Annotated in this window: 20 protein-coding genes; 10 read left to right on the plus strand and 10 right to left on the minus strand. The window is 45.9% G+C overall.

Annotated features, from left to right (window positions below):
- Positions 1 to 80: 80 nt before the first annotated feature.
- The 4 genes from H3H32_RS30775 to H3H32_RS30790 all read right to left on the minus strand — a co-directional run bounded on the left by H3H32_RS30775 (position 81) and on the right by H3H32_RS30790 (position 3,129).
- Positions 81 to 1,064, minus strand: a complete 984-nt coding sequence (locus tag H3H32_RS30775; protein WP_182459573.1) for a beta-ketoacyl-ACP synthase III — start codon at positions 1,062 to 1,064, stop codon at positions 81 to 83.
- A gap of 115 nt (positions 1,065 to 1,179) precedes the next feature.
- Positions 1,180 to 2,121, minus strand: a complete 942-nt coding sequence (plsX, locus tag H3H32_RS30780; protein ID WP_182459574.1) for a phosphate acyltransferase PlsX — start codon at positions 2,119 to 2,121, stop codon at positions 1,180 to 1,182.
- A 146-nt stretch (positions 2,122 to 2,267) separates the two neighbouring features.
- The gene (gene rpmF / locus H3H32_RS30785) at positions 2,268 to 2,462 is read right to left on the minus strand and encodes a 50S ribosomal protein L32 (RefSeq protein ID WP_111345699.1); all 195 of its coding nucleotides are present in this window, start codon (positions 2,460 to 2,462) and stop codon (positions 2,268 to 2,270) included.
- Positions 2,463 to 2,580: 118 nt separating this feature from the next.
- Positions 2,581 to 3,129, minus strand: coding sequence for a YceD family protein (locus H3H32_RS30790; RefSeq protein ID WP_182459575.1), 549 nt, complete (start codon positions 3,127 to 3,129; stop codon positions 2,581 to 2,583).
- Positions 3,130 to 3,411: 282 nt separating this feature from the next.
- On the opposite strand from H3H32_RS30790, the gene H3H32_RS30795 reads away from it, so the two are divergent.
- The 4 genes from H3H32_RS30795 to H3H32_RS30810 all read left to right on the plus strand — a co-directional run bounded on the left by H3H32_RS30795 (position 3,412) and on the right by H3H32_RS30810 (position 6,913).
- Positions 3,412 to 4,317, plus strand: coding sequence for a DMT family transporter (locus H3H32_RS30795; RefSeq protein WP_182459576.1), 906 nt, complete (start codon positions 3,412 to 3,414; stop codon positions 4,315 to 4,317).
- 47 nt (positions 4,318 to 4,364) lie between these two features.
- The gene (locus H3H32_RS30800) at positions 4,365 to 4,574 is read left to right on the plus strand and encodes a hypothetical protein (RefSeq protein WP_182459577.1); all 210 of its coding nucleotides are present in this window, start codon (positions 4,365 to 4,367) and stop codon (positions 4,572 to 4,574) included.
- A gap of 186 nt (positions 4,575 to 4,760) precedes the next feature.
- Positions 4,761 to 6,278: a S41 family peptidase gene (locus H3H32_RS30805; RefSeq protein ID WP_182459578.1), complete on the plus strand. Its 1,518-nt coding sequence runs from the start codon at positions 4,761 to 4,763 to the stop codon at positions 6,276 to 6,278.
- A gap of 95 nt (positions 6,279 to 6,373) precedes the next feature.
- On the plus strand, positions 6,374 to 6,913 hold the full coding sequence (locus H3H32_RS30810; protein ID WP_182459579.1) for a 3'-5' exonuclease: 540 nt from the start codon (positions 6,374 to 6,376) through the stop codon (positions 6,911 to 6,913).
- 27 nt (positions 6,914 to 6,940) lie between these two features.
- On the opposite strand, the gene H3H32_RS37630 is transcribed toward H3H32_RS30810, so the two are convergent.
- Both H3H32_RS37630 and H3H32_RS37635 read right to left on the minus strand, forming a co-directional pair.
- Positions 6,941 to 8,824: a sensor histidine kinase gene (locus H3H32_RS37630; RefSeq protein WP_240543542.1), complete on the minus strand. Its 1,884-nt coding sequence runs from the start codon at positions 8,822 to 8,824 to the stop codon at positions 6,941 to 6,943.
- Positions 8,825 to 8,929: 105 nt separating this feature from the next.
- Complete coding sequence (locus H3H32_RS37635) at positions 8,930 to 10,171, minus strand: ligand-binding sensor domain-containing protein (RefSeq protein WP_240543543.1); 1,242 nt, start codon at positions 10,169 to 10,171, stop codon at positions 8,930 to 8,932.
- A 212-nt stretch (positions 10,172 to 10,383) separates the two neighbouring features.
- Here H3H32_RS37635 and H3H32_RS30820 point away from each other — a divergent pair, with 212 nt between their 5' ends.
- Positions 10,384 to 12,522 carry a prolyl oligopeptidase family serine peptidase gene (locus H3H32_RS30820; RefSeq protein WP_240543544.1) on the plus strand — a complete coding sequence of 713 codons (2,139 nt, stop codon included), beginning with the start codon at positions 10,384 to 10,386 and terminating at the stop codon, positions 12,520 to 12,522.
- A gap of 269 nt (positions 12,523 to 12,791) precedes the next feature.
- Here H3H32_RS30820 and H3H32_RS30825 read toward each other — a convergent pair whose 3' ends face one another.
- Entirely contained in the window at positions 12,792 to 13,316 is a 525-nt protein-coding gene (locus H3H32_RS30825) for a hypothetical protein (RefSeq protein ID WP_182459580.1), read from the minus strand.
- A gap of 621 nt (positions 13,317 to 13,937) precedes the next feature.
- Here H3H32_RS30825 and H3H32_RS30830 point away from each other — a divergent pair.
- Positions 13,938 to 14,552 carry a trimeric intracellular cation channel family protein gene (locus H3H32_RS30830; RefSeq protein ID WP_182459581.1) on the plus strand — a complete coding sequence of 205 codons (615 nt, stop codon included), beginning with the start codon at positions 13,938 to 13,940 and terminating at the stop codon, positions 14,550 to 14,552.
- A gap of 13 nt (positions 14,553 to 14,565) precedes the next feature.
- On the opposite strand, the gene H3H32_RS30835 is transcribed toward H3H32_RS30830, so the two are convergent.
- Positions 14,566 to 15,030: an Lrp/AsnC family transcriptional regulator gene (locus tag H3H32_RS30835; protein WP_157587033.1), complete on the minus strand. Its 465-nt coding sequence runs from the start codon at positions 15,028 to 15,030 to the stop codon at positions 14,566 to 14,568.
- A gap of 211 nt (positions 15,031 to 15,241) precedes the next feature.
- Between H3H32_RS30835 and H3H32_RS30840 the strand changes: the two genes are divergently transcribed.
- On the plus strand, positions 15,242 to 16,204 hold the full coding sequence (locus H3H32_RS30840; protein ID WP_182459582.1) for an NAD-dependent epimerase/dehydratase family protein: 963 nt from the start codon (positions 15,242 to 15,244) through the stop codon (positions 16,202 to 16,204).
- 4 nt (positions 16,205 to 16,208) lie between these two features.
- Positions 16,209 to 17,417, plus strand: a complete 1,209-nt coding sequence (gene kbl / locus H3H32_RS30845; protein ID WP_182459583.1) for a glycine C-acetyltransferase — start codon at positions 16,209 to 16,211, stop codon at positions 17,415 to 17,417.
- An 88-nt stretch (positions 17,418 to 17,505) separates the two neighbouring features.
- Here kbl and H3H32_RS30850 read toward each other — a convergent pair whose 3' ends face one another.
- Both H3H32_RS30850 and H3H32_RS30855 read right to left on the minus strand, forming a co-directional pair.
- Positions 17,506 to 17,880, minus strand: a complete 375-nt coding sequence (locus tag H3H32_RS30850) for a hypothetical protein (RefSeq protein WP_240543545.1) — start codon at positions 17,878 to 17,880, stop codon at positions 17,506 to 17,508.
- A gap of 452 nt (positions 17,881 to 18,332) precedes the next feature.
- Positions 18,333 to 18,512 (minus strand): hypothetical protein, encoded by a 180-nt coding sequence (locus H3H32_RS30855; protein ID WP_182459584.1) that lies wholly within the window; start codon positions 18,510 to 18,512, stop codon positions 18,333 to 18,335.
- 147 nt (positions 18,513 to 18,659) lie between these two features.
- Between H3H32_RS30855 and H3H32_RS30860 the strand changes: the two genes are divergently transcribed.
- Entirely contained in the window at positions 18,660 to 19,028 is a 369-nt protein-coding gene (locus tag H3H32_RS30860; RefSeq protein WP_182459585.1) for a hypothetical protein, read from the plus strand.
- Position 19,029: 1 nt separating this feature from the next.
- Positions 19,030 to 19,728, plus strand: coding sequence for a recombinase family protein (locus tag H3H32_RS30865; protein WP_182459586.1), 699 nt, complete (start codon positions 19,030 to 19,032; stop codon positions 19,726 to 19,728).
- The last annotated feature ends 5 nt before the right edge of the window (positions 19,729 to 19,733 follow it).

A 19,733-nucleotide genomic window follows, 5' to 3' on the forward strand; every position in this document is an offset into this window, starting at 1 on the left:
TGTATGATGTAAGGTGTATGATATATGATATAGCTTGCAGTGAAAATACATACACCCTATATTATACATCATATATAAAATTAATAGGCCCACTTTACATAAGCGGCTCCCCAGGTAAAGCCACCGCCAAAAGCGGCCAGAACTAAATTATCGCCTTTTTTTAGTTGCGATTCGTAATCAAACAAGCAAAGTGGGATTGTGGCAGCGGTTGTGTTGCCATATCGATGAATATTCAACATCACCTTTTCTGGCTCAATGCCCATTCGGTTCGCAGTAGCATCAATAATGCGCTTGTTTGCCTGGTGAGGTACTAGCCAGGCAACATCGGGGCCACGTAACTGATTGCGTTCCATGATCTCCGCTGATACGTCGGCCATGTTTTTAACTGCGAATTTAAATACAGATGGACCATCCTGATAAACGTAATGCCAACGTTTTTCGACAGTCTCGTGGGTGGGTGGGTAACGGCTTCCGCCAGCTTTTTGGAATAAATGATTTTGACCAACTCCATCCGATTTAATGATCGAATCGAGTATACCGAAACCATCTTCGTTGGGTTCAAGCATAACAGCTCCGGCCCCATCGCCAAATAATATGCAGGTCGTTCGGTCAGTATAATCGACAATTGCCGACATTTTATCGGCCCCAACAACAACTACTTTTTTGTATTTACCTGTCTCAATGAATTGAGAACCTACTGTGATTGCATATAAAAATCCAGAACAAGCGGCCTGGATATCAAAGCTGCCCACATTCCGAATGCCAACCATGTCGCAGATAAGATTAGCGGTGCAGGGGAACACATAATCGGGCGTGGTGGTCGCGCAAATCAGTAGATCAACCTCTTCGGGCTTTATATTGAGCTTTTCGAGCAAACCTGCCACCGCCTTTGCACCCATATGCGAAGAGCCCATGCCTTCGCCTTTCAGAATGTGTCGTTCTTTAATACCGGTGCGACTTGTAATCCATTCATCATTTGTATCCACCATACGCTCCAATTCAGCATTGGTCAGCACATAGTCGGGAACGTAGCCGTGGATTCCTGTTATGGCAGCTTTACTCATAAGTGATTCTTAAACGTTTACGGTGTTCGGGTTACGGTTTACAGCAGGCTGAGGCAAGGAATTATTAACGCGCCAGCCTACTGTAAACCGTAAACTGAACACCGTAAACCGTAAACTAACTTAATGCTTGTGCAATTTTAGTGTATGCATTGGATTCAACCTGCCGGATTGCCAGGCCAATCATATTTTTTATCGCTAATGGCGACGAAATTCCGTGGGCAATAATCACATTACCGTTGACACCCAGAATTGGGCTACCGCCTACCGATTCGTAATTGGTTTTATCCAGAAATTCATCACTCAAGCCGCGTTGGCTGGCAACCTTATAAAAAGACTCACCAAGTTTGAACATGGCGTTTCCGGTAAAGCCGTCGGTTATAATTACGTCGGCCTTTCCCTCAAAGAAGTCTCCTCCTTCCATATTGCCAACAAAATTAATCCGACGATTTTCTTTCAGAAGCTGATGAGCTGCCTGGGCCACCAGTGAGCCTTTCTGCTCTTCTGAACCGATATTCATTAAGGCTACACGAGGTTGATCAATACCAAAGGTGTATTGTGCATAGATTGAGCCTATTATACCAAATTGAGCGAGTACTTCAGGTTTGCAATCGGCATTGGCACCAATATCGAGCATAACGGCATACCCCCCTGTAAGTTGCGGAACAAAGCCAGCAATACAGGGTCGTAAAATACCTTCAATTGCTTTAATGCTGAACAGGGCACCTACATGCATAGCGCCCGTGTTGCCTGCGCTACAAAAGGCGTTGACCTGGCCATCCTTCAAAAGCTTAAACCCAACTCCAATGCTGGAATTGGGTTTTTGCGAGAGCGCCTTGGTTGGGTGCTCACTCATTTCTATAACGTCATCGGCGTTAACCAATTCGATATTGGTAACGGCCTCAGCACCCTGCTTTTGAATAAGTGTCTGCAGGATAGACTGTTTTCCAATCAGCACAATAGTTACATGCTCCGGCAATTCTGCAGCGGCCATTATAACTCCTTCCACAATTGCTTCGGGAGCGAAATCGCCACCCATTGCGTCCACTGCAATTTTCATTGACTCGGTTGGTTCAATATCTCCCAGATAAGCTGGATTATAAACTAAATACGCGTAAAAATAGGGAGGTAGCAGGCAATAAAAAAGTATTTCGCGTTCATCTTCGGAAAGACGTCAACGAAATACTTCTTGAAAAGCAATACAATTTAGGCCGTTTTGGCGTAATTCTCGATAATCATTTGCCCTTTGTAGAACAGATTGCCTTCGAAAACGTGAGCATGGTGGCGCTGATGCACTTCACCAGTCTGAGCGTCGGTTGAAAGAGCTACTGGAGTAGCTACATAATGTGTTCTGCGCTTATCGCGACGGGTGCTTGAGTGGCGTCGTTTGGGGTGTGCCATTGTCTTAAGTTATAAAGTTGTCAAGTTATTTAGTTGTAGAGTTGGTGGTTGCAGGGGCTATTTAACTTTATAACACTACAACCGCTACGGCGGACCGTCTATAACTCTATAACTTCATTTAATTATCACTCAGTTTTCGCAAAGCGGCCCAGCGAGGATCAATAGCTGGCTGGTCGTCTGCATCGTTATTCTCTGCTTTGTCGTCGCCCGAACGATAAATAACTTTACCATTCTGGTCATCATCGTAGTCATCTTCGTCACGAAAACGGGGGTGAAGCCGTTTCATGGGAAGGGATAGACTGATAAATTCAAAAATGTAGTGCGCTACATTAATTGTTGCTGTGTTCCGCTCGATGAGTTCGATTTCGTCGCTCAGTTCTTCATTGTGATCACCGAACTTGAGTAACATTGTCTGTTCTGTATCAACAGGCTCCTCATATTCATCGAGACTCCGGTCGCAGGTTTGGTCAACCGTACCTACGATGTGGAAATCCAGCCGAATCATCGTTTCCGATTTCTCGAGTACTAAATGCGTTTGAACCTGGCCGGTTTTGATCAACTCCTGCTCCATTGCAGCAAAAAACGAACTGTCCGATGTAAAATCGTACTCGTAGCGTTTGTTGTCCAGACCGACAATGTGAATGTCGTATGCGCGTAATGGATTCACGTTTGTTTCTCTGCCGCTTTTGCGGCCTGTCAAAAATAAGACCGCAAAGGTACGAAATGTTTGTTAATCAGGAAAGTGATGTGTTGAAAAAGGTTTATCGCAAGGTGTTTTTTGACAGGATTACAGGATTAAACGGACTTTTATGAGTCTGAAATCCTGTAATCCTGTCAAAAAACAGTAGTTGGTACTTGAAATTTAATTTGCCTGATTTCTCAATTACCTAATAACCGATTCTTTTCAGACATTTATTCGGCGGTTTTTGTAGCCTTATGGAACTTGAATATGCTCTTAACGATCTTGACAATTACCTCATTTGCGGTTCTGGTACGTATCGTAGCAAATCCATTATCTAATGTTTTCCAGAAACAATTGACACAGCGGGCGGCCAATCCACTGTTTATCATGTCGGCTACTTACGGCGTTCTAACCTTACTTGGGTTTTTCTTCTGGTCGCACCTTCGTTTTTCCGATTTGTCTGCTGCCTTTTGGCAAAGTATGCTGTTTAGTAGCCTATTTGCCATGTTTGGGAATGTGTTTCTGGTACGGGCTATGCATATAGGTGATTTATCAGTATTGGGGCCTATCAATGCGTATAAAGCCGTGGTTGGGATGCTGTTCAGTATATTTCTGCTAAACGAAATTCCCGGATGGTGGGGATTGACTGGCGTCGCACTGATTGTGGCTGGAAGTTACGTCGTCCTGAATGATAAACGGCAACGTAACGGAAGTGCCGGATTATCAAGCGTGGGCTTGTTTCAACGCCCGGAAGTCAGACTACGGTTGGCAGCTTTAGTGCTTTCGGCTGTTGATGGAGCCTTCCTCAAAAAAGCAATTATTCTCTCGACCCCAACCATCGCTTTCTTTTATTGGTGTGTACTCGGTTTTGCGTTTACACTTGTCTGGATTTTGCTAAGTATGCGAGCAACGTGGCGAGATCAGATCAACATACTGTTTACACACAAAACGACCTATTTGGCCTTATGTGCGGCTGTTGGGGTAACACAAATGGCCAGTAATATCGTGCTGGCAAGTATGCCGGTCGGGTATGCGCTGGCACTATTCCAGATATCGGCATTAGTGAGTGTATTATTCGGCTACCAATTCTTCCGGGAGCAGGGAATCCTAAGGAAATTGATCGGGGCGGGGATTATGGTAGCTGGCGCCGTACTAATTACAGTTCTCGGATAACTATCTTTCCAACTTATAAGTTATGCTTACCAAACTATTCTCTTACTATGGCACAATATAAACTTGTTGAAAAGCATACCATCGAGCACCACAATGAATATTATGAGGTGCACGCTACACAGAATGATGATCAGTCGAAAAGCCTGTTTTTTACGACAAACGAAGAAAATCTGGAAGAAGTAGCGGCTGCCATTGTTGCTGAGCACCTGCCTGGTGTGAAACACTGGACCGTAATCCCGCATCGTAAAGACAGCTAAGAGCGTCTTTAATTAATGTATTAACGAAAATTGATAGGTTACTAAATACGTTGTTTTTTGATGGCAATGCAAAATTTTAACCAATCCTTAAACATTTTCGCTTGATTATAGTTAGGCCAAATCTTATCTTCACATTACAAATAGTACTCTACCTAAAAAGTAGGATTGCTACCGTAACCTGTGACGATGAAGATTGGCCAAACTCTTTGCCTGATGGGCATGCTAATCGGGATGACCTGCCGGATTGCACCTGCCCAGACGCTTACTGCCGCTCAGGCCCGAACCGACTTTACTTATCTTAAGCGCAAGCTTGATTTACTCCATCCAGGTATGGGTTATTACACCCCCAGGCCTCGTATGGAGCAGCTTTACGATTCGCTGTATAATCGGCTAACGGCGCCAATGGATTATCTTGCGTTTTACCATAATGTGAGCCCATTCGTTACGGCTATTAAGGATGGGCATACGAATCTGAATCACCGCAAGAACTACATTGGCAAACAAACACGCTTCCTGCCATTTTATATTCGCCCGGTCGATAGCAAATACTTTATTAGCCACAATGTATCGGCTGATACGAGCCTTCAGCGTGGCACTGAGTTGCTTGCGATCAACGATCGGGCTGTAGCCGATTTGCACCGTGAACTGATGGAGTCGGACCATTCCGGGTCCGATGGTGACAATCTGACAGGCCGTCGGCAGTGGAGTCTGGTACAATTTGCCGATTACTATGCCGCCTGGTATGGTTCGGCCGATTCGGTTTCGATTTCATACCGGCTCGCTGGCGATACGTTAGTGCGGAAAACACGCCTGCGCTGTCCAAATCTGAGTACTTTCCGGACAGTTATACGCCGTCGGTACGGCGTTGAGCTAAATCAACAGCCTAACCTATCCGTTCGGGTTGTGGATACACTCACCCATACAGCGGTATTGCGAGTTGCGTCATTTATGGGGTTGAAAAAGCGAGATCCATTTCAATGGGCCTTTAACCGTCGCCTGAAACAAGCCTTTAAGCAAATAAAACGCGATAATATCCAGAACTTGGTGGTTGATATGCAGGGGAATGGGGGTGGTGTTGTGCTGAACTCTGCCCGATTATTGCGCTATTGGATGCCCAAACCGTTTCGGATGATGGAGCAGGAGGAAATGACACGGGCAGCTCGCGCCGAACTTGTTACGCGTTGGAACCCACTGTCGGCGTTGAATTTTAGTCTGCAATATAAATCGGATAAAGCAGGCGGGTTTTCCAGTCGTTCGTCTCAACGACGTTATCGGCCTCGGTCTAAAGATAGCTTTACGGGGAATTTGTACTTCCTGATGAACGGGGCCTCTTTTTCGGCAACCACGTCGGTATTAGCGAAAACACTGGATGCGGGTATGGGAACATTTATTGGCGAAGCCAGCGGGAGCGCGTACTGGGGTGACTTTGCGGGCCATTTTAAAACCGTAACGCTTCCATACTCGCGGATTCAAATTCGGATTCCTCTGAAAAAATTAACCCATGCCGTGGGACCTGATCGGGCTAATGGCTTTACGGTTGAGCCAGACTTTACCGTTGCGCGTAGTTACAATGACCTGATGACTAATCGTGATTACGTACTGGATTATACCCTTCGATTAATTCGTCAGGGAGTAGTTGCTCGAAAACCAATTCCATTCCGACCTTTGCAGGCGTCTTTGCCGTTGCCTCCTGTTCAGGAATAGACTTTGTCAGAGGGCGAAAAGCGAACTGATTCCGATCAGAAAACTGTTTACTGATAAACGCGCCGAAATTCACTTGGGCGCTAACCGATTCGTTAGTGTATTGTATTGTTGACGTTGAAACAACCGGGGGCGTAAAAGGCCCAGCTCGCCTTACTGAAATTGCCATCTTCCGCCACGACGGTCAGCAGGTTGTTGATTCGTTCCACACGTTGCTGAACCCCGAATGTCCAATTCCGCCATTTATCCGTCATCTGACGGGAATTACTGAAGAAATGGTTCAGGATGCCCCTTTATTTGCCGATGTGGCTAAAGAGGTGCTTCGAATAACGGAAGGAGCTGTTTTTGTTGCTCACAACGTCGGGTTCGATTTTAATTTCATTCAAAAAGAGTTGAATTGGTTAGGCTACGATTTCTTTCGTCGGACTCTCTGTACTGTTCGAACGAGTCGTAAGCTGATTCCGGGCTATCCTTCCTATAGTTTAGGAAAGTTGTGCCGTTCGCTGAACATTCCGCTTAATGGCCGCCATCGGGCAAAAGGTGATGCGGCAGCTACCGTCTTATTATTTGAAATGTTGCTTCAGCACGATTCGAATGGAATCATTCCGCGTGTTGTAAGCTCAGTCGACGAGCAATAATACACAAGGTCCTACCCTGATTGTCGGCTAATTTGAGTGGGGAATATTCGTTGGTGTTATGCGAAATCGTTGCTTATTGATCGGACCAATAGGAATTTCTATGGTCGCCTGAACACCGTTAGCTGGCTTACTTTGCCAGGAAATTCGCCCGCCTAGCAACGCCACCCTTGATTCGATGTTGCTGATACCCAGGCCTGATGCCTTTTTCTGTGCCTGTTCATAGTTAAAGCCAAGCCCATTGTCCTGATAAATTAATATCAGGTGATCGGACTGATAGAGCACATTTAAATCAATCCGGCTAGCATTGGCATGTTTGAGGGAGTTACTGACCAGTTCCTGGGTAATTCGATACAACATGACTTCGGTGTTCGTCGGAAACCGGTTGCTCTCTTCTATGGTACCGCTAAGGCGAAAGCGGGCATGGATAACACCACTGTCGCTAATGCGGGAGAATAACTCATCAACGGCGGCTATGTAGCCATGTCGTTCTAAGGTTTGGGGATTCAACTTGCGAAGCAGGTTTCTGATATCACCAATGGTGTCGTTGATCAACTGGAATATAGTGGATTTGATTGCCGACATTTTGGGGCTCTCGCCAGCCAGCTGCGTAAGCTGAGTGGTGTACAATTTGATCGTGGCCAGCCGCGTGCCGATTTCATCGTGCAGATCGCGTGCAATTTCCTTTTTCACCTGTTCCTGTATGTCATACGATAAGCGCAGACGGTCCACTTCCTGCTGGCGAATAACCTTTTCCCGTTGACGAATCCAGGTCCAAACTGCCAGAATGATCAACAAAATAACGATTAGCATAAAGGACATCTTTCGCCAGAAAGGTGGCTCTATATGAATTGCTAACTTGTGAATTCGGTGGCTCCAATGGCCATCCAGATTGGCGGCTTTTACCTGGAATGTATAATCGCCGGGAGGTAAGTTGGCGTAGCGTACATAGTTCCGCTCGCCCGCGACTACCCACTGGGGATCGTAGCCGGTTAGTTGATATTGGTAGTTGTTTTGCCCATTACTGAAAAAATCCAGGGCGGCAAATTCCAACGACAGCGTATTTTGAGTATGATCGAGGTCAATGCGGGTAGCTTCGCCTACATAGGTATCCATTGTAAAGGGCACTTCGTTGATAGTCAGCGAATAAATGTGGACGTACGGATTGAACGAACTGCTCCGAAAGGCGTCGGGTCGAAACCGATTAAACCCGTTGACTCCCCCAAAATATAATTCCCCATTCGCTAGTCGCACGAACGCATTTCCATTGAATTCGTATCCTTGAAGTCCATCATTAGGCGTAAAGTTTTTGATGGCCTGCGTACTTGGGTCAAGCTGCGAGATACCGCGGTTGGTACTCATCCAGATTTTGTTCCGAGCGTCGGTAATGGTCCCATAAACAAACGAGTTGGCCAGACCCTGTCGTTCGGTGTACAGCCGAAACTGGCCTGTTTGCACATTGAGCGCCACCGCGCCCCGATCGCAGGCAAGCCAGAGTGTCTGCTTGCTAATATCGGGCCGAATGTTGAGGATCATATAGCCTTTTAAACCCGACCGAACAAAGCGCCAGTTGAGCGATTGGTCGCCCTGTGATGGAGTGGTTCCGCTCGTAGACGTTCCAGGCCTAGGTCGGGATAATTGATAGCAGTAATAACCATTCAGGTAGGTGCCAACCCATAACTGTTGATTGGGGGCATCGTACCAAAGACTAAAAACATTTTGCCCGGTTAGAACGGGCACTTTCGACCACTTGCGTTTAATGGGGTTGAGCGCATAAAGGCCGTCTTCGGTGGCCGCTATAAGCATGGTATCAGAAACACTGACCATGTTGCGCACGTAATTGGCCCCTAACAAACTGGGCGACGAGGGGAATAATATGGACTCGAAGACTTCGGTTTTAGGGTTAAATGCCATAACACCGCCCGGTCGGCCGACCCAAATACGCCGTTGCGGATCGCGGTAAAGACTTCGGGCAATGCCCCTAATAGGGCCACTGCTGGTTGGTGGACTGGCCAGATATCAGTCGACAATTCGATTGGTACGTGGGTCCAGAACATTGATGCCATTTTGCGTAAGTATCCACAATCGGTCGTATCGCTCTTCTAGAAACCCCCGAATGGTGTAATTACTTAGCTTTTGATCGGCAGGGAGCGTATCAGCAACCTGATTTTTTATCATCCCTCCGAAGAGAAAGGCATCGGGGACAATACGAGCAAGGCCGTCTGGATCAGTATTAGCCCAGACAATCCCCAGATTATCGATGTAAATTTTACTGATTTTAAACTCGCTCAGCCGGGGCGTATTCTTCATGAAACTATATACCTGACCAAACAATCGCGACCGTTTGTCGAAATAAAGTACCCCATCATTCTGGGTACCGAGCCAAAGCCGACCCCGTTGGTCGGAGGCCAGACTATAAATTGCGCTAATCGGGTTGTTTCTGACAGTGGCGTATGTTTGATAGGACGCTCGACGATAATCAAATCGAATTAAGCCCGTTCCCGTCCCAAGCCAGGCGATATCGTCGGAATCAATATAGAATGAAAAAACGACCTGAGGTGGCCCGAATAAATTGTGCGAGTGATTACTGAAATAATGGGAGAGTTTATGGCTTTTGGGATTATAGCGCAGTAGCCCTGTAGAAGAATGCAACCAGATATCGCCCGAAGGGGTGCGCACGGCTGAACTTTGCAAATCGTATTCTTTGGTAGGGTGTAGGTTGGCGGCCAAAATGGTCTTGTGCCGCTTGCGATAATCGAATTGGACTAACCCTTCTGAATCGCTGAGGTAGATCAGCTCATTTTGATTGATGGAAAAAGGAATGGTACGACTGCTCTGACGCGTACGTCTACCATTGGGTTTGCTAACCGCGAAGCAATCGAAACGATCTTTTTTTCGATCATACCGATTTAGCCCATCTTCGGTACCAATCCATAAATTTCCATCCGAATCTTCAACAATACCGAAAATATTGATTCCCCGAATAGAGCCAGATTGAACTGAACCATCTTTACCCAACGATGGCCGATAGGTGCGAAAGTGATGCCCATCATAGCGATTCAGGCCGTCCTGCGTACCCAGCCACAGAAATCCACGGGTATCTTTCAGCATGTAATAAACCGATCCCTGGGTGAGTCCATCACTAACACCAACATGGTCGATCCGAAACGTAGTACCCAGCGAGGTTGATTGTGTCCACCCAGCCCAAGGCAGCAGGAGCCAGCATAGCAGGTGGAAGCATAAGCAGCCAAGTCGCGTCATGGTACTAAAGTAGGATTGGAGGAAGGTACTGTAAATGAGCTATCTATTTACTGAAAATACAAGTTTGTTAATTAATAAATACCATTTTTATGCCATCCTGCGCAACCGAAAGCAATAATGTAGCGCGAATTTTACGAGGGAAGGCGGTTTGCTGTAAATTCGTTGGGCTATTCAATCTCTTTTAGTAGAACCTTCATCAAAAATCATCAACAATGCGATTTTCTAATTCAATTCAATTGTGTTTCATGCTGAGTTCATCCATTGCATTGGGGCAGTCTGCTCACCCATTAACGTATCCGCAAGCGCGCAAAACGGATCAGGTCGATACCTATCATGGTACGCAGGTTGCCGACCCATATCGCTGGCTCGAAGATGACCGTTCGGCCGAGACGGCGGAGTGGGTTAAAGCCGAAAACAAAGTCACCTTCGACTATTTAGCGCAGATTCCGTATCGGAAACAGTTCCAGGATCGTCTGGAGAAAATCTACAACTATCCGAAATATTCCGCGCCTAGCCGCAAAGGCGAGTGGTTTTATTTCTCGAAAAACGATGGACTTCAAAACCAGGCGGTACTTTATCGGCAAAAAGGGCTCGAGGGCAAACCGGAGCTGGTCATTGATCCGAATAAGTTATCGGCCGACGGAACAACTCGTTTAGGCGCATTCTCGCTGTCGAAGGATGGCAAATATGCGGTGGTTGGTTTGTCGAAAGGTGGCTCCGACTGGCAGGAGTATCAGGTTATGGAACTGGCTACTAAAACGTACTTGCCGGATAAAATCGAGTGGGTGAAAGTATCGGGAGCGGCCTGGCAGGGTGATGGATTTTACTACAGCCGTTATCCGAAGCCAGAAGGAAGCGCGTTGGCTGCCAAGAATGAAAACCACCAGGTGTTTTTCCATAAGCTAAATACACTTCAGTCGGCGGATCGACTTGTGTATGAGGATACAAAAAATCCACAGCGCTTTCACATCGTCAGTACGACCGACGATGAGCGATTTGCGTTGTTGACAGTAAGTGACCGGGGGCAGGGGAAGGATGGTAACTCCCTGTTTTTTATGGATGCGAAGAGTGGACAGAAAACCTTCGTGCCCGTTGTTGCTGAGATTACCAATTTCAGCTATAATGTGATTGATAATGATGGCGACCGACTCTTGATTTTGACCAACGAAAAGGCTCCCAATAGCAAAATCGTTGCGTTCGACACCCAAAAGAACACGTTTTCCACACTGATTGCCGAGCAACCGGAGCCTATTGCCGAAAACAGTGTTAGTGCCGCTGGCGGAAAGTTATTTGTTGAATACTCAAAAGATGTGACCTCAAAAATTGATGTGTTCGATTTTATGGGGAAACGCGAAAGCGAAGTACAACTGCCTGCTGTTGGTGCCGCTGGTGGATTTGGGGGCGAGAAAGACGATAAGTTCGTGTTCTATACATTCACCTCGTTTACCTTTCCACCAACCATTTATCGCTACGATATTGCTACCCGAAAAAGCACCGTTTTCCGCGCACCCGAAGTCGATTTCAAGCCAGCCGATTACGAAACAAAGCAGGTATTTTACACGAGTAAAGATGGAACGAAGGTGCCGATGTTTCTGACGTATCGTAAAGGATTAAAACTGGATGGCACCAACCCGACGCTCTTATATGGCTATGGTGGATTCAACATCAGTTTGCCGCCTTCGTTTAGCCCATTTCGGATTCCGTTTTTAGAGCAGGGCGGAGTTTATGCGCAGGCCAACCTGAGAGGAGGTAGCGAGTATGGCGAGAAATGGCACGAACAGGGCATGAAACTCAAAAAACAAAATGTATTTGACGATTTCATTGCAGCTGCCGAGTATCTGATTGGGCAGAAATACACCAGTCCGGCCAAACTGGCCATTCAGGGTGGATCGAATGGGGGCTTGCTCGTAGGAGCTGTCATAAACCAACGGCCCGAACTGTTCCGGGTGGCGATTCCGCAAGTAGGCGTAATGGATATGCTCCGGTTTCATAAATTCACGATTGGCTGGAACTGGATTGCCGATTATGGCAGCAGCGATAATGCCGACGAGTTTAAGGCGCTGCATGCTTACTCGCCGATCCATAATATCAAGCCCGGCATTAAGTATCCCGCTACGCTAGTGACTACTGCCGATCACGACGACCGGGTGGTTCCAGCTCACTCGTTCAAATATGCGGCTACCTTGCAGGAGGTGTATAAGGGCAATAACCCCGTATTGATTCGAATTGATACCAACTCGGGTCACGGTGCCAGCAACACCAAAAAGAATATCGAAACAGCCGCTGATATTTACTCCTTTATCCTCTGGAATATGGGCGTGGCTAGTTTGAAAGAAGTGGCCAGTAAATAGCGTGAATAATGGATAGAATCTGAAATTTCTAACTGATTGTCAGTTATTTATGATCTTTTTTTTGTCATCCCGACGTCAGGAGGGATCTTCGGTAAATAACCAGTTGCCGAAGATCCCTCCTGACGTCGGGATGACAAAAACTAGTATAATTCTATTCGTAAATCATCCATTATTCAGATTAAATAGCGGGTTCTTGTCGTAAATGTTTGTTAACAAAAAAGGTCAGCCTCATGAGGCTGACCTTTTTTGTTGGTTGTTAAACTGGATTCTTACAGTTTGAACGTAATGCCCAGCAAGAGTGGAGCAATCCCCGTTCCTAATTCAGCGAAAGCACCTACTTTCTCCGCGAACATATAACGACCTCCTAAGTGGATAGGTACGAAAATTCCGCTTCCGAAAGTGCTACCTCCATAAGCGCTATTGCTGTACGAAACGCTCTCATACCCTAAACCAAGACCAGCGTAAAGATCAGCCTTATCGGTGCTAAGGTTCAGAATTTCATTGAAGTGGTAAGAGCCACGAGCAGCGAAATACAGATAATTGATTTTATCGTTGAAGCCAAGATAGCCATAGTTAAAACTGCGGTACGCTACCTGGCCACCCACAGTGATGTTGGGCGCTACTCCGAAATCGGCAGACCCACCGAAGGCGATACCACCTGCGCTGGAATAACCACCTACACCGATACCAAGGTTGATGAATTTGGTCCCTTTGTCAATTGACATTTGGGCAAACGATTTCGTCCCGGCTAAAAGACCAAGGACTAGTAAGATGCTAAAGTGGATTTTTTTCATTTGATTCAATTGGTTTGCGTTAAAATTTGAGACAAAGTAAAAGCGAATCTATTGGCCTAACAAACGAGATGGCAGACCTCTTATTTATCGGTCATAGCTGCCTCTACGGGGCAAACATAGTGAACAAGGCATTATAACCTATATACACTGATGAAAATCAGCCCATTTTTGACGTGTTTTTCGCGGTTTTTTACTATACTACTTGATATTAGTACAAAATGTTATGCGCGTAAGATTACTTTTTTGTAGGCGATTTTATTTATAAAGGCTAATAGTAAAATTAAAAACTAACTTAATGCATTGACTATTAGGTATAAACATATAAATACTTTAATCGGTAATTAACTTGCGTATATACATCACCCCGAGAATGCCAGGATGTTCTATGTACAAATGATTAACATCGCTTAAACGGTTATAAATCATATTCGTAAGGGTTAATGATGTGCGAATTTATGAGTGAACGGTATGGTCTTCGCGTCATACATTTTTTATAAGTATGTCAGGAATTAGCCTCATTTTTTCATAACCCAACAAGGTTAAGCAAGCGGAGACGTATTTTTATGGCCGCATTTTAGGTTATAGCGTTTTTGATACGCCTGGTAATTGGTTCGTAGATACATGACTATTTGGTACCTGACAGATTTGATTGGCGTAAGTGTCTTTGCTATTTCCGGGGCACTGTCGGCTTTGAGCAAAAAAATGTACCACGATCTGATCGGTGTATTTTTTATTGGCTTCCTGACAGCCATTGGTGGTGGAACCGTGCGTGATGTTATTATGAATGCCCATCCCATTGCCTGGATACGCGACCCTAATTACCTGATTGTGATTATTGCCAGTGTTATCATTGCCGTGTTTTGCCGCAAATGGTGGATGGGCGCACTCCAGCGGCCTTTATTGCTCTTCGATACAATCGGTATCGGGCTGTACACTATTCTTGGGTTGCAGAAAGCACTTATAACAGGAGTAAATGACTGGGCTGCTATTCTATTAGGCGTCATTTCTGCCCTGTTTGGGGGCGTTATTCGCGATACAATGGTGAACGACCTGCCCATTATTTTTGATCGACAATTGTACGTTACCCCTTGCCTGACTGGAGCGATTCTGTACCAACTTGGGCGATCGCTGGATATCAATTCAACGCTGAATTTACTGGTATCGGCGGGCATAATTGCTTTGTTTCGGCTGCTGGCCATCCGTTACGACTGGTCACTGCCCCGTATCCAGGATTAATACCTACATCTGCTTAGGGGATGAAATAACCCAGGTTATGCTTGATTTCCTTCAGGACAAAAGTGCTGTTGAGTACGCCAATATTCTCAATCTGAGAGAGTTTGTACTTAACGAAATCGTGGTACTCGTTTAAACTGCCAACGTGAATCTTGAGTAGAAAATCGACCTGCCCGGCCATGTGGTAGCACTCCTGTACTTCTTCCAGTTTCTGCACCTCCTCTTCAAACTTGTCGATAAAGGCTTTATCGTGGTAGCGCATAGACACCTGGCAGAATGTCGTAATGGGTTGTCCAAGTAGACTTTTGTCCAATACGGCCACATATTGCTTTATAAAACCTAGTCCTTCCAGCCGCTTGATCCGTTCGTAAACTGGCGACAATGTCAGGCCCAGTTGCGACGCCAATTCCTTTGTTGTCAGCTTGGCGTCCTGCTGCAATAAGCGCAGTAATTGCTTGTCAACATCATCTAACTTTTCCATGCCGAAAAATTTTCTACCAACTCCGTTTGAGCAACTTTTGTCTCGGTTAATTTATTGGCAAATAAACGCGTTGACAACAATATTCACGGATTTATCCTAGATTTTTCTCCTTATTATCTTCAAAACTAACTTTGTACCATAAATAAGGTTCTACTCATTTCGGCCTTATTGTAAACACTTCATTCATCTTCTTACGCTCTATTAATTGGTTATGCAACGAGAAACCATTTTAGTTATTGGAGCCAATGGACAGATCGGCACAGCCCTTCTGCCCGAATTGCAGGTCCAGTTTGGGGTTAATCAGGTGATTGCCGCCGACCTGCGCAAGCCGTCCTCTGAGACGGGACTCTTTGAAGTTCTGGATGCAACTAAGCCCGATGCGCTTACCGACATTGTGCGACGATATCGGGTTACCCAGATTTACCATCTGGCGGCTATTCTATCGGCCAAAGGCGAAAGCGATCCACTGTGGGCCTGGAACCTGAACATGCAAACAGCCCTCAACGTACTGGAAGTATCGCGGCTACATAATATCCGTAAGCTTTTCATTCCCAGCTCCATTGCTGCTTTCGGCGAGCATGCGCCCAAGTATGAAACTCCGCAAACGGCGATACTGGACCCCGCTACGGTGTATGGTATTAGTAAAGTGGCTGCCGAAAACTGGTCGTTATATTACCATAAACGATATGGGCTGGATGTGCGCTCGGTACGCTATCCAGGTGTCATTAGTCATCAGTCGATGCCTGGTGGGGGTACAACCGATTATGCTGTTGCTATTTTTCATGAGGCCGTTCAAGGGCGCTCTTTTGAGTGCTTTCTGGAAAAAGACACTCGCCTACCCATGATTTACATGGACGATGCCTTACGGGCTACCCTGGAACTGATGGATGCTCCCGAATCACAGATTAGCGTACGCACGTCCTATAATCTGGCTGGCATGAGCTTTACACCTGCCGAATTGACAGAGTCGATTCAAGCCTATTTCCCAAATTTCGTTACGCAGTACAAACCTGATTTTCGACAGGCTATTGCCGAATCGTGGCCCAAAACTATTGATGATTCGGTTGCCCGGCAGGACTGGGGCTGGAAAGCGGCTTTCGATTTGCCTCGTCTGACACATGAAATGATCACTCACCTGACTGCGGTTTATCAGCCGATGGTCTCAACCTTATAAAATCATGTACGGAGCCATAAAAGAACAACTTCAACAGGAGTTGACGAGCATACAGGAGGCAGGCCTGTATAAATCTGAACGAATCATCGTATCGCCACAATCGTCGGTTATTGTCGTTAAAGATGGTCGCGAAGTGCTGAATTTTTGTGCCAACAATTATCTGGGCCTTTCGTCGCATCCAGATGTTGTTGAAGCCGCCCACGAGACACTGAACACTCATGGATTTGGCATGTCGTCGGTACGATTTATTTGTGGAACGCAGGATATTCACAAAGAACTGGAGCGCCGAACGGCCGAGTTTGTTGGGGCTGAAGATTGCATTTTGTATGCCGCTGCGTTCGATGCGAACGGGGGCGTTTTTGAACCCCTGCTGAATGAACAGGATGCCATTATTTCCGACGAACTTAACCACGCGTCCATTATCGACGGCATCCGGTTGTGTAAAGCAAAGCGATTCCGGTACAAACACAACGACATGGCCGATCTGGAAACCCAGCTAAAAGCGGCCTCGTCGGCACGCCGGATATTGGTAGTTTCGGATGGCGTTTTCTCGATGGATGGCACCATTGCACAATTGGATAAAATCTGTGATCTGGCCGATCAATACAACGCGATGGTGATGGTCGATGAATGCCATGCGAGTGGATTCATGGGCAAAACGGGTCGCGGAACGCCCGAATACCGAAACGTTCTGGGCCGAATTGATATCATTACAGGAACTTACGGAAAAGCATTGGGCGGTGCTTCGGGCGGATTTACAGCTGCCCGCAAAGAAATTGTTGAATTACTCCGTCAGCGTTCACGTCCGTACCTGTTTTCCAATACATTAGCACCGTCTATTGTCGGGGCATCCTTAAAAGTATTGGACATCCTACAGGCATCTACTGCTCTGCGCGACAAACTGGAAGCCAATACGAGCTACTTCCGAACTGCAATGACTGCTGCCGGATTCGATATTCTGCCGGGCGAACATCCAATTGTACCAATCATGTTGTATGACGCGCCTTTAGCGCAGGCGTTTGCGGCTCGTTTGCTCGAAGAAGGTATCTATGTGATTGGTTTCTTTTATCCAGTTGTGCCAGCTGGTAAAGCTCGAATTCGTGTCCAGATTTCGGCAGGCCATGAGCAGGAACATCTGGAGCGGGCTGTAGCGGCCTTTACTAAAGTAGGGCAGAAGCTTGGCGTTATTAAAGTAGGGGAAGCTGTTAGCTAGTGATGCTGGATCGCCAGCCCGGTCAGCCTACAAAACAAGAAAGCCCGACACGTGTCGGGCTATTTTTGTTAGATTCAACTTGATGATCTTAGTTCATCGCAATGGTCCGAACCGCTTTCTGAACGGGTTTCGATGATAAATTTAATTGCTTAACGATACTGCCTTCGTTCGATTTGATTTCCAGTTCATACTCGCCGTCGGCCAGTTCATCGACATTCAACTTAACCGCGTATTTCCCTTCTCTCTTGCCAATGCTGTGTTGATAAAGCACTTCGTGGCTTTTGTTGCGAAGAACAACATCGACAGGTACCTCGGCCGACTTTTGAACCGACAGCCGGATTTGATGATCGAGGGTAATGTAGGCGCTCGCATCGAAGGAAAGAACTTTGGGTGTTGTAGGGTTTAACAGGGTTGAAGCGCTTAGTAAAAGAGAGGCAGCAACTTTGCTCATTAGTGGTAACATGGTAGTAGTTGTTTAGTGTTTGTGTTGTTTACTGAGTTGATACCATTAATTCAATGCTCGTGCCACTTTTTGATTTCTATTGATAACCAATAGATTAGCCTTTGTGCCAATTTTATAAGCCGTCCACAACCGGACAAAGATTGTTCACTTGCGGACAAACAAGAGGGAGGAGTTGATCCACAAACAGCAAAGGAAATCAGACCGCAAAGCGAATAAAATACCAGATAGGAAGGGGCGGTATAATTTCACGGTACAAACAAAAAAGGCCCCAATTACGGAGCCTTTCACTATTTTCTGTCAGTTGCCTTAGTGTTGTAAAGCAGGTTTCAATTTCTCTTTGAAAACCTAATGTGTATAGTTAACTGATTGATAGTCAATTAAATATAATAAATCAGTTATTTTAAGGTACAAATAGGGATTATTTTTGACCAGGTAGCCAACTCCAACCTGCCTTATGTGTTCTCTGTTTTATTGCCTTTGGTGGCTTGTCGTTTATGATTTCGTACCAAATTGGCAATAATTTCACGCAACTTGTCAGACATGTCTATTTCGTTATCTTCACACATCGCCCGAAAGTCTTCTTTTAGCCGAGTGCTTAATCTGACCTGCAAGTATGCTGATTCTTTGGCCATTAGTGTTGTATTTTAAGTTTATTAAAGATACATAAAGTGTATTGATAATATCAATACAAAATGGCTAAATATTTGTATTGCTCATGTCATTACACTATCTTTACAAGGCTTAAACGGACGTTCAAGCCTTGTAAAATAAGGGGCAAAATGAATCAAAAAACACTATCACACGAACAGGTCATTACTATATTCTTAGCTTTAATTGGGAGAGAAGGGCCGTATAAGGCTACTAATCTTTTTATGACAGAAGCATTGGCTAGGCCTGTGCGAATTGAATCGTTGTCAGAGGATGGACAGCTGGGGGTTATAGCCGATATACACTTACTTTTAACTTACCCAGGTGGGGAAACTGAGGAATTTAATTACCAGCTTTATATTGGTTATTACGACGAACAGCAAAATGTCAACCCCTTTTTTATTGGTATTGGCATATTTACAGCAAATGGCCCACAGGGACAGCCTGTAGCTAATCTTGAGTTCGTTACTGAAAGGCTGAAGGAGTATAATATTTGGTAAAATGGCTAAGAAATCAACCTCAACGCTGGCCAGCTCAGTCCCCACCAAATACGTAGCTTACTACCGGGTATCCACCCGGGCGCAAGGTGATTCGGGTTTGGGACTGGAAGGTCAACGGGCTTCGGTCGTGGGATTTGTGAAAGGATCTATTATTGCGGAGTTCACAGAAGTTGAGTCAGGGAAGAATAACCAACGGGCGCAGTTAGCCTCAGCGATTGATCGAGCGAAGAAAGAAGGTGCTATCCTCGTTATCGCCAAGCTCGACCGACTAAGCCGCAATGCCTCGTTTATCTTCACGTTACGGGATTCGGGGGTAAACTTTCAATGCGTCGATATGCCTGATGCAAATACGCTCACTATCGGGATATTTGCCACCCTTGCCCAGCACGAACGGGAATTGATCAGCTCCCGCACGAAGTCCGCGTTACAGGCTAAAATTTCCCAGGGCGCTACACTAGGCAAACCGGAGAACCTTACGGCCGAAGCACAGCTAAAGGGGGCTGAGGCAACCAGGCGAGCCGCTATTGAGAATAAAGACAATCGTAGGGCTACTTCTATGATCGATATGATGCACCGGGCGGGTAAGAACTACAGCGAGATTGCCACCGAGCTAAATAGTGCAGGCTTTACTACGGCACGTGGGTGCGAATTCCAGGCTACGCAGGTTATGCGCTTGATTAAGCGGAAAGCAATGACTTAAGTAGT

The sequence above is a fragment of the Spirosoma foliorum genome, assembly GCF_014117325.1.
Lineage (GTDB): Bacteria > Bacteroidota > Bacteroidia > Cytophagales > Spirosomataceae > Spirosoma > Spirosoma foliorum.